The sequence below is a fragment of the Streptomyces sp. SID10853 genome (assembly GCF_010548145.1).
Taxonomy (GTDB): domain Bacteria; phylum Actinomycetota; class Actinomycetes; order Streptomycetales; family Streptomycetaceae; genus Streptomyces.
On sequence record NZ_JAAGLN010000276.1, the window covers coordinates 1 to 8721 of the forward strand.

The following is an 8721-nucleotide window of genomic DNA, read 5'->3' on the forward strand; positions in this document are numbered from 1 at the left end:
GGCCCGGTGCGCCTGCCGGGCCGCGCCCGCGCCCGCGCGGTCATCGCGGCGGACCCTTCCGACGCCGTGCCGCACGCTCATCTCCCTTACCTGGAAGCCGTGTTCACCTTCGGTGCGGGCGCCGGGCCCGCGCTGTCCCTCACGGCGCCCGCCCGGCGGGTCTTCCGGCCCCGGCCGGTCGACCCCGAGGCGCCCGCCCGCATCCTGGTCTCCTCCGGCTCCGAGGCCGAACCGAAGATGGCCGCCTACTCCCACAACGCGATGGCGGGCGGCCGTGCCACCTATCTGCGCGCGCTGCACGACGGCGACGGCCCGATGCGCAATCTGGTCCTCGCACCGCTGGCCTCGTCCTTCGGCTCCTGCGGCACATCCGTCACCGTGGCCGCACTCGGCGGCACCCTGCTGCTGCAGGAGACCTTCGACGCCGCCGGCGCACTGCGCATGATCGTCGAACACCGTCCCACCCATGTCTTCGGCGTGCCCACGATGCTGCGCCGTATCGCCGACCAACCACCCCTGGACCAGGAGGACTTCAGCGGGCTGCGGGCCCTGGTCTCCAGTGGCGCCGCCCTGCCGGACGCCACCGCCGACGTGTGCCGAGCCCGGTTCGGAGACCGCGTCATCACCGTCTACGGATCGTCCGACGGCGTGAACTGCCACACCGCCGCCACCGGGCTCACCCCCGAGGCCGGCACCGGGCTGCCCGACCCGGCGGTGGCGCGGATCCGTATCACCGACGGCAACGGCGACCCGGTGCCGGCCGGACAGCCGGGGGAGATCTGTGCCAGGGGCCCGATGACACCGCTGAGTTACGTGGCGGACCCGGCCCTGGACGCCCGCTACCGCACCCCCACCGGATGGGTCCGCACCGGCGACCGGGGATTCATCGACGGACACGGCCGGCTCCATGTGCTGGGGCGTATCAAGCAGATCGTCGTCCGCGGCGGCTACAACATCAGCCCGGCCGAGGTGGAACGCGAACTCGGCGCCCATGGCGCGGTGGCCGAAGTGGCCTGCGTCGCCGTGCCGGACCCGGACCTGGGGGAGCGCCTGTGCGCCTGTATCCGCGAGACGCCGGGCAGCCCGTCGCCGGACCTGGCGGAGCTCACCGGATTCCTGGAGTCCCAGCGCGGCCTCGAACGCCGGAAACTGCCCGAACTCCTCCTCCGGGTCAGCGAGATGCCGCTCGGCCCCACCGGGAAGATCTGCCGCACCACGCTGGCCGGGCTCGCCGCCCGCGAGACACAGGCGATCCGGTGACGGCCGCCCGCCCGGCCCCGGCCGCCCATCCGTCGACGACCACCCATCAAGTTCCCGTGCTGACCGGACATCTGAAGGGCTTACCCGCATGACGCGTGCGATCGGATCAGGGAGTGGCGACGTGCCCAGCGTGGCGGTCATCGGACTCGGCTACACCGGCCTCCCGCTGGCCCGGGAGGCGTGCCGCGCCGGCATACGTGTCATAGGGGTCGACGAGAACCCGTCCGTGACCGCGTCCCTGCACGCGGGCCGCTCACATGTCCCCGACGTCACCGACGCGGACCTGGCCGCCATGCTGGACGCCGGTTTCCACGCGTCCACCGACGAGAGCCTGCTGGCCGAGGCGTCGGTGGCGGTCATCTGTGTCCCCACACCCCTGGACGACACCGGCAGGCCGGACCTCTCCCACGTACGGCGCGCCGCGACCGGCCTCGGCGGCCATCTGAAGCCCGGCGCCCTCGTCGTGCTGGAATCCACCTCCTTCCCGGGCACCACGGACGACGTGGTCCGCCGCGCGGTGGAAGGGGCCTCCGGGCTCACCGCGGGCGAGGACTTCTCCCTCGCCTTCTCACCGGAGCGGATCGACCCGGGAAACGAGACGTTCGGGGTGCGGAACACCCCCCGGATCGTCGGCGGACACACCGCGGGCTGTACGGCCGCGGCGGCCGCGTTCTTCGGGCTGCTGTGCGACCGGGTCGTGGAAGCGGGCTCCGCGCGCGAGGCGGAACTGGCGAAACTGCTGGAGAACACCTATCGCAGCGTGAACATCGCCCTGGTCAACGAACTCGCCGTCGCCGCACGGACGCTGGGGGTCGATGTGTGGGACGCCCTCGACTGCGCGAGCACCAAGCCCTTCGGCTTCCAGTCGTTCCGGCCGGGGCCAGGAGTGGGCGGCCACTGCATTCCCGTCGACCCGGTCTATCTGACCCACTGGGCGCGCGCCGCCGGTTCCCCGCTGCGACTGGTCGAACTGGCCCAGGACGTCAACGCCGGGGTGCCGGCGCATGTCGTGCGGCGGTGCGACGAGCTGTTGGGCGAGCGGGGCACTCCGCTGCACCGTGCCAGGGTGCTGCTGGTCGGAGTGACGTACAAGCGCAACAGCACGGATCTGCGGGCCACTCCGGCCGCCGCGGTCCTGCGGCTGCTGCGGCAGGCCGGCGCGGATGTCGTCTACCACGATCCGCTCGTCGCCGCCTGGGCTCCGGACGGTGAGCCCGTGGAGCGCGCTACGGAGGTGCTGGGCGCGGCCGCGGACGCGGACCTCACGCTCCTGCTGCAGGACCACGACACGATTCCGGTCGACCGGCTCCCCGGGCGCGCCCGGCTGCTGCTGGACACCCGGGGCCGCCTGCGCGGCACCGGAGCCCACCCGCTCTGAGGCGGGGGCGGCCGGTGCTGAGGTGGCGGCGTGAGCCGGGGCGGCGCGGTCCCGGCTCACGCGTGCCGCGTCACAGCTGCCGGGCCGCGGCCACCGCATCCCGCATCCCGCGGGCCGACCGGATCCGCTGTCCCGCCAGCGCTCCGACCGCGCGGCCCAGCCACTCCGCGTCGGCGAAGCGGTGTGCCTCGCCCTCGCCGGCCGTCTGGCGGAGCAACTCCTGGAACCACGACAGGTCGGTGAGGTCGTACCAGCGGGGGTGGCGGTCGAAGGTGACCAGCCCGTTCTCGTACGGGTGGCGCAGCGTCAGGTGCAGATACCCGCGCCCGTGCCCCCGCCATGGGCCCGGCAGCCCGCCGAGGAGCGCCCGCACCCCGTACGAGCCCTTCGGGGGGTGCTTGCCGCCCAGCGTGAAGCCGATCAGCATCACCCTGGACCAGGGGATCACCTGCTCCTCGGTCTTCCCCGCGCGGCCCTCGCGCCCCGCGTGCTGGTACAGCCCGTCGGCGCCGAACTCCAGCCACACGCTGCCCGGACGCAGGTAATCCCCCACGATCCAGCGGTCGTTGACCCGCTCCAGCGGCCCCAGGGACGCGTTGATGTCACTCACCCGGTCATTGGAGCACGGCCGCACCGCCGAACGGGCCGGGCCCACAACAGTCGCTGTGGGACCGGCCCGTGGAGTCACCGAGTCACCGTGGACTCACCGAGTCACCGGGTCACCGTGGCGTCAGACCGAGACGCCGAAGTCCTGGGCGATACCGACCAGGCCCGACGCGTAGCCCTGGCCGACCGCGCGGAACTTCCACTCCGCGCCGTTGCGGTAGAGCTCGCCGAAGACCATGGCGGTCTCGGTGGCGGCGTCCTCGCTCAGGTCGTAGCGGGCGATCTCGGCCTCGCCGGCCTGGTTGATGATGCGGATGAAGGCGTTCCGCACCTGGCCGAAGTTCTGCGAGCGGTTCTCCGCGTCGTAGATCGAGACCGGGAAGACGATCTTCTCGACGTCGGCGGGCAGACCGGCCAGGTTGACCTTGATCTGCTCGTCGTCGCCCTCGCCCTGGCCCGTGACGTTGTCACCGGTGTGCACGATGGTCTGGTCGGGCGTCGCCTTGTTGTTGAAGAAGACGAAGTGGCCGTCGGAGTAGACCTTGCCCTCGGTGTTCACCGCGATGGCGGAGGCGTCGAGGTCGAAGTCGGTTCCGGTGGTGGTGCGGACGTCCCAGCCGAGGCCCACCGTGACGGCGGTCAGGCCCGGGGCCTCCTTGGTGAGGGAGACGTTGCCGCCCTTGGACAGGCTTACAGCCATGGGGATGTCCCTTTCCGTTCTGTGCGCGGGCTTCGTGTGGTCACGACGCTACCGTCACCCGCCATAACGTCGGCAGGGGACCGAGAGGTTCCAACTCTCTTTGCCCTCTTTGCTTTCTTTACCCGGGTGAGGCCCGGCCTGCCGGGAAAAGCGGATGACGCACCGGCCGGGACCAGCGACCATGGAGACATGTCCGGTCCCTATGTCGTCCGTGGTGCGGTCTCCCTGCCGGAGGCCGAACTCATGTGGCGCTTCTCGCGCTCGTCAGGACCCGGCGGTCAGCACGTCAACACCAGTGACACGCAGGTCGAGCTCCGCTTCGACCTCGCGAACACGGAGGCGCTGCCACCGGTCTGGAAGGAGCGCGCCCTGGAGCGGCTGGCCCCGCGGCTCGTCGGCGGGGTGGTCACCGTACGGGCGTCGGAGCACCGGTCGCAGTGGCGCAACAGGGAGATGGCCGCGGTCCGGCTCGCCTCGCTGCTCGCGGAGGCCACGGCGCCGCCGCCCAAGCCGCGGCGGGCCACGAAGATCCCCCGCGGCATCAACGAGCGGCGCCTGCGGAACAAGAAGCAGCGCAGCGACACCAAGCGGGGCCGCGCAGGCCGCGGCTGGGACTGACCGCCCGCTGCCTCGCGGCTGTCTCACCCCGACTACCGGGGCCGCCCCCTCGCCGGCTCTCTCACTCCGACTGCCGGGGCTCTCACCCCGACTACCGGGGCCGCGCCCCCTTGCCCGCCTCTTCCGCCCAGGCAGCCGGGGCCGCCCCCCCGGCCCCTCACCCCAGGTGCCGGTACCGCCCCCTGAAGTACGCCAGCGGGCTGCCCTCGGTGACCGGCAGGTCCGCCGTCAGGACGCGGCCGATCACCAGCGTGTGGTCCCCCGCCTCCACCCGCTGCTCCGTCGCACACTCCAGCGTCGCCAGCGCGCCACCGACCAGCGGGGCCCCCGACATCTCCCCGCGCGTGAACGGGACGTCGGCGAACAGCAGATCGTCGCTGATGCGGCCCTTCATCGAGAACCGGCCCGCGATCTGCCGCTGGCCGTCCGCCAGCAGCGAGGCCGCCCAGTACGGCTGCTCCGCGAGCAGGTCGTCCATCCGGGAGCCGTTCCGTACGCTCACCATCGCCAGCGGCGGCTCCAGTGACACGGACATGAACGCGGTCGCCGTCATCCCGACGTCGGCGCCCCGCGGGCCGCCGTCCGCGTCATGGGCCGTCACCAGCACCACGCCTGCGGTCAGCCGGGACATGGCGGCGCGGAAATCGTCGTTGCTCACCCCCTCAGGATGGGGGATGGGCGCGGAGCGCGGGGCGGGGACCGTCTGGGACACATCGAGCTGGAACACACCGGGAACGCTAGCCGCGCCCGCCACGGGCCCGCATCGGGCCACAGGACCAGACCGGTCCTAGGACCGCCGCCGGAAGCGCTGCCGGCCCTGCCACCGGACCCGCCACCGGTCCCGCCGCCCGCCCTGCCACACCCGTTGCTTCTCATTCAACCCTTCAGGAACTGTTGTGACTTGAGTCACGACCGGCATAAATTGTTGACCCTGCGTACCTGACGCACAGCTCGCTGTGATTCAGTGGCGGAGACACTGCACCAAGAGCGCCGACAAAGAACCCTGGAGTTGCTGTCGAGGTCTCGGGGAGAGCGAACGATGGAGAGCGAGTCGGAGCCGTACGTCCGTCTTGCGACCCTGCGGCAGTTGCATCAAGCGGTCGCCAATCTCAATCAGGCCCGCAGTCTGGCGGACACCCTGCAGACCGTGGCCGACGGCATCGTGGCCGGTCTCGGCTATGAGCTGGCCTGCGTCAATCTGGTACGCCCGGACGGCGACCTCATGGTCGCGGCCCTCGCCGGGGACGATTCCGCCGCCGCCCTGATGTCCGGCCGGGTCGGCCCCCGTACGTCCTGGGAGCGCAGACTCTCCATGGGCGTGGCCTGGGGCGACCTCCGGTTCATCCCGTACACCGAGGGCTGGGTCCTCGACCACGACGACGTGCCGCAGGTGCACAACCCGGGCCCCGAGCCGCGCTTCGAGGACGAGTGGCACCCCTCCGACCGCCTCTTCGCGCCGATGTACGCGACCGACGCCTCGGGCGGCGAGCTGATCGGCGTCATATCCGTCGACCGCCCGCGCAATGGCAGGCACCCCGGCGCCTGGGGCCAGGAAGCGCTCCAGATGTACGCCTTCCAGGCCGCCATCGCGATCACCAACGCCCGGCTGCGCGCCAATATGCAGCGCGCCCTGGTCCGTCTGGAGCGCGAGCAGCAGGCCCTGCGCGCCAGCGAGGAGTCCTTCCGGCAGGCTTTCGAGTACGCGCCGAGCGGGATGGCCATCGCGGAGATGGGCGGCGACCAGCACGGCCGGCTGCTGCGGACCAATGACGCGCTCTGCCGCCTCCTGGGCCGGCCCGCGTCCGCGATGCGCCGGTACTCCTTCGCCGATCTGGTCCACCCCGAGGATGTCGGCACCCTGCTGCGGACCTCGGCCGAGGGCGGCCGCGCCGAGCTGCGGCTGCGGCGCCGCGACACCTCGTACGTCTGGGTCTCGCTCCGTAACTCGGTGGTGGCCGACACCACCGACGGCCCCCGGTTCCTGCTCACCCACGTCGAGGACGTCGAGGAGCGCAAGCGCCACGAGCTGGCGCTCGCGCACCGGGCGTCGCACGACTCCCTGACCGGGCTGCCCAACAGCGCCGAGCTGCGCGCCCGGCTCAGCTCCCGGCTCTGCGAGTGGCCGGACGCGGTGGGCGAGACGGCCATCGAGGCGCTCGACGCGGCGTACGAGCAGGGGCCGACGGGGGCGGACCGCTCGTACGGGACCAGCCCGTTCGCCTTCGGCGGCGCGGGCGGCCTCTACGAGCATGTGCACACGGCCGCCCCCTCGGGCGAGACCGACGACGGGAGCGGGACCGGGCCCGGCGCTGAGGCCGACGACGGTACGAAGGGCCTCGCGGTGCTCTTCTGCGACCTCGACGGCTTCAAGTCGATCAACGACAGATTCGGCCACCACACCGGGGACGCGGTCCTCATCGAGGTGGCGCGCAGGCTCACGTCCGGGGTGCGCGACGGCGACACGGTCGCCAGGCTCGGCGGCGACGAGTTCGTCGTCCTGGCGGACGGCCTCGGTTCGGCGGACGCGGCCGACCTGGCCGTCCGGCTGCGCAACGCGATCATTCCGCCCATCAGGGTGGACGGCAGGGCGGTCCGCGTCGGGGCCAGTTTCGGGATCGGCTGGGCCAGCTGCGGCATGACAGTCGAAGAGGTGTTGCGCTCCGCCGACCAGCGGATGTACGTGGAGAAACGCTCCAGGTCGAAGCTGCACCGGCGGGCGGGATAGGGCCTCCCGGCGGGGGCAGGCGCAGTGCGGACTGGCCGGACTGTTCATCCGTACGGGGTAGGCTCGCCCGGGTCAGCGATGTGTGAGGAGTGCAAGGGATGACGGCCGGCAACAACGGCGCGAGCACGCCCGAGGACGACGATCCGTTCGGCTATCTGTACGAGGACGGCCGCGCAGCAGGTGCCGTTCCCCCGCCCGGTGGCGGCGGATACGGGTACCCGGGTCCGACGTCCGGCGGGCAGCCCGGGGTGCCCCGGACGTCGTACAACCAGGTGCGGACCGTCGGCGAGCGCCAGTACGGGCAGCAGGCACCGCAGGCCCCTCAGCAGCCGTACGGGCAGCCGCCCCAGCAGTACGGCCAGCAGCAGGCGTACGGCAGGCCCACCGCGCAGTACGCGGCGCCCGAGACGTACCCCGGCGGCCCTCCCGTCCAGCAGCCCCCGTACCAGCAGGACAACGGCGGCGGCCGCGGCGGCCCGAACCACAAGGGCCTGCTGATCGGCGCGGTCGCGGTGGTCGCGGTCGTCGTCATCGGCATCGGTGTGGCGCTGGCGACCAGCGGCGGTGACTCGAAGGGCCAGGACTCCGCGTCGGACAACGCGGGCGGCGGCCAGACCACATCCCAGTCGGCCCAGCCCAGCCACAGCAGTGCATCGGCGCCCCCGAAGGCCGACCTGCCGAAGCAGGACGCGGCGACGCTGCAGCTCGGCGGCGCGGCGACGACGGCGAAGGACGTACCGGGGGCCAAGGGCTCCGACGGCACGTACGTCGTCCTCAACCAGCCGGGTGACTCGGCGACCTGGACGGTCGACGCGCCGTCCGCCGGCTCCTACCGGCTGTCGATCAACTACGGCGTGCCGGGCAAGGACGCCAAGACCTCGCTCACGGTGAACGGCGATGCGAAGCCCGGTTCGGTCAACATGAAGAACTACGCCGGCGCTCCGGACGGTGACGCCTCGAAGGGGTGGACCAACACCTGGAACCTGGTGAACCTCAAGAAGGGCTCCAACACGATCAAGATCTCCTGTGAGAACGGTGATCAGTGTGGCGTCAATCTGGACCAGGTCTTCCTGCAGACCCCCGACGGCAAGTCCTCCTGAGGGCCCGCCACCTGAGTGCTGACCGGCCCCCGCGACCGGAGTGCTGACCGGCCCCCGCGACCAGGGCCTGTCCTGGAGGGCCGATCGGCCTCGCGCGTTACGCCGACGGTATCCGCTCGGTGACGAGGACCTGCGGAAGCAGGTCCTCGTACGCGTTCCGGTCGAACTCGCCCGCGGCGGGCGCCAGCACCGTGGCCGCCGAGAGCGCCACCGCCCTGGCCAGCCGGTCGGGCCACGGGAGCCGCTCCACCAGGCCGGAGAGCAGTCCGGCCACCGCCGAGTCGCCCGCGCCCGTGGGGTTGCCCTGGAAGCGGGCCGGCGGCAGGGCCTGCCA

General features: G+C 72.2%; 9 protein-coding genes. 5 read left to right on the plus strand and 4 right to left on the minus strand.

Features of this window, described 5'->3' with window-relative positions:
• Both G3I19_RS31815 and G3I19_RS31820 read left to right on the plus strand, forming a co-directional pair.
• Positions 1 to 1260 (plus strand): fatty acid--CoA ligase family protein (locus G3I19_RS31815; protein ID WP_164267186.1); only part of this gene is annotated, 1260 nt, incomplete at its 5' end.
• An 88-nt stretch (positions 1261 to 1348) separates the two neighbouring features.
• Positions 1349 to 2638 (plus strand): nucleotide sugar dehydrogenase, encoded by a 1290-nt coding sequence (locus G3I19_RS31820; RefSeq protein WP_164267187.1) that lies wholly within the window; start codon positions 1349 to 1351, stop codon positions 2636 to 2638.
• A gap of 70 nt (positions 2639 to 2708) precedes the next feature.
• On the opposite strand, the gene G3I19_RS31825 is transcribed toward G3I19_RS31820, so the two are convergent.
• Together G3I19_RS31825 and G3I19_RS31830 are read right to left on the minus strand one after the other, a co-directional pair.
• Entirely contained in the window at positions 2709 to 3248 is a 540-nt protein-coding gene (locus G3I19_RS31825; protein WP_343235266.1) for a hypothetical protein, read from the minus strand.
• A gap of 120 nt (positions 3249 to 3368) precedes the next feature.
• Complete coding sequence (locus G3I19_RS31830) at positions 3369 to 3944, minus strand: TerD family protein (RefSeq protein ID WP_164267188.1); 576 nt, start codon at positions 3942 to 3944, stop codon at positions 3369 to 3371.
• Positions 3945 to 4133: 189 nt separating this feature from the next.
• Between G3I19_RS31830 and arfB the strand changes: the two genes are divergently transcribed.
• Positions 4134 to 4562 (plus strand): alternative ribosome rescue aminoacyl-tRNA hydrolase ArfB, encoded by a 429-nt coding sequence (gene arfB / locus G3I19_RS31835; protein WP_164267189.1) that lies wholly within the window; start codon positions 4134 to 4136, stop codon positions 4560 to 4562.
• 157 nt (positions 4563 to 4719) lie between these two features.
• Here the strand turns inward: arfB and G3I19_RS31840 are convergent, their stop codons facing one another.
• Entirely contained in the window at positions 4720 to 5274 is a 555-nt protein-coding gene (locus G3I19_RS31840) for a flavin reductase family protein (protein WP_343235267.1), read from the minus strand.
• Between the two features lie 327 nt (positions 5275 to 5601).
• Between G3I19_RS31840 and cdgB the strand changes: the two genes are divergently transcribed.
• A complete protein-coding gene (cdgB, locus tag G3I19_RS31845) occupies positions 5602 to 7287 on the plus strand; it encodes a diguanylate cyclase CdgB (RefSeq protein WP_164267190.1) in 1686 nt (561 codons plus the stop codon).
• A 98-nt stretch (positions 7288 to 7385) separates the two neighbouring features.
• Complete coding sequence (locus tag G3I19_RS31850) at positions 7386 to 8387, plus strand: carbohydrate-binding protein (RefSeq protein ID WP_164267191.1); 1002 nt, start codon at positions 7386 to 7388, stop codon at positions 8385 to 8387.
• Between the two features lie 97 nt (positions 8388 to 8484).
• Here the strand turns inward: G3I19_RS31850 and G3I19_RS31855 are convergent.
• Positions 8485 to 8721 (minus strand): PfkB family carbohydrate kinase (locus tag G3I19_RS31855; protein WP_239074963.1); only part of this gene is annotated, 237 nt, incomplete at its 5' end.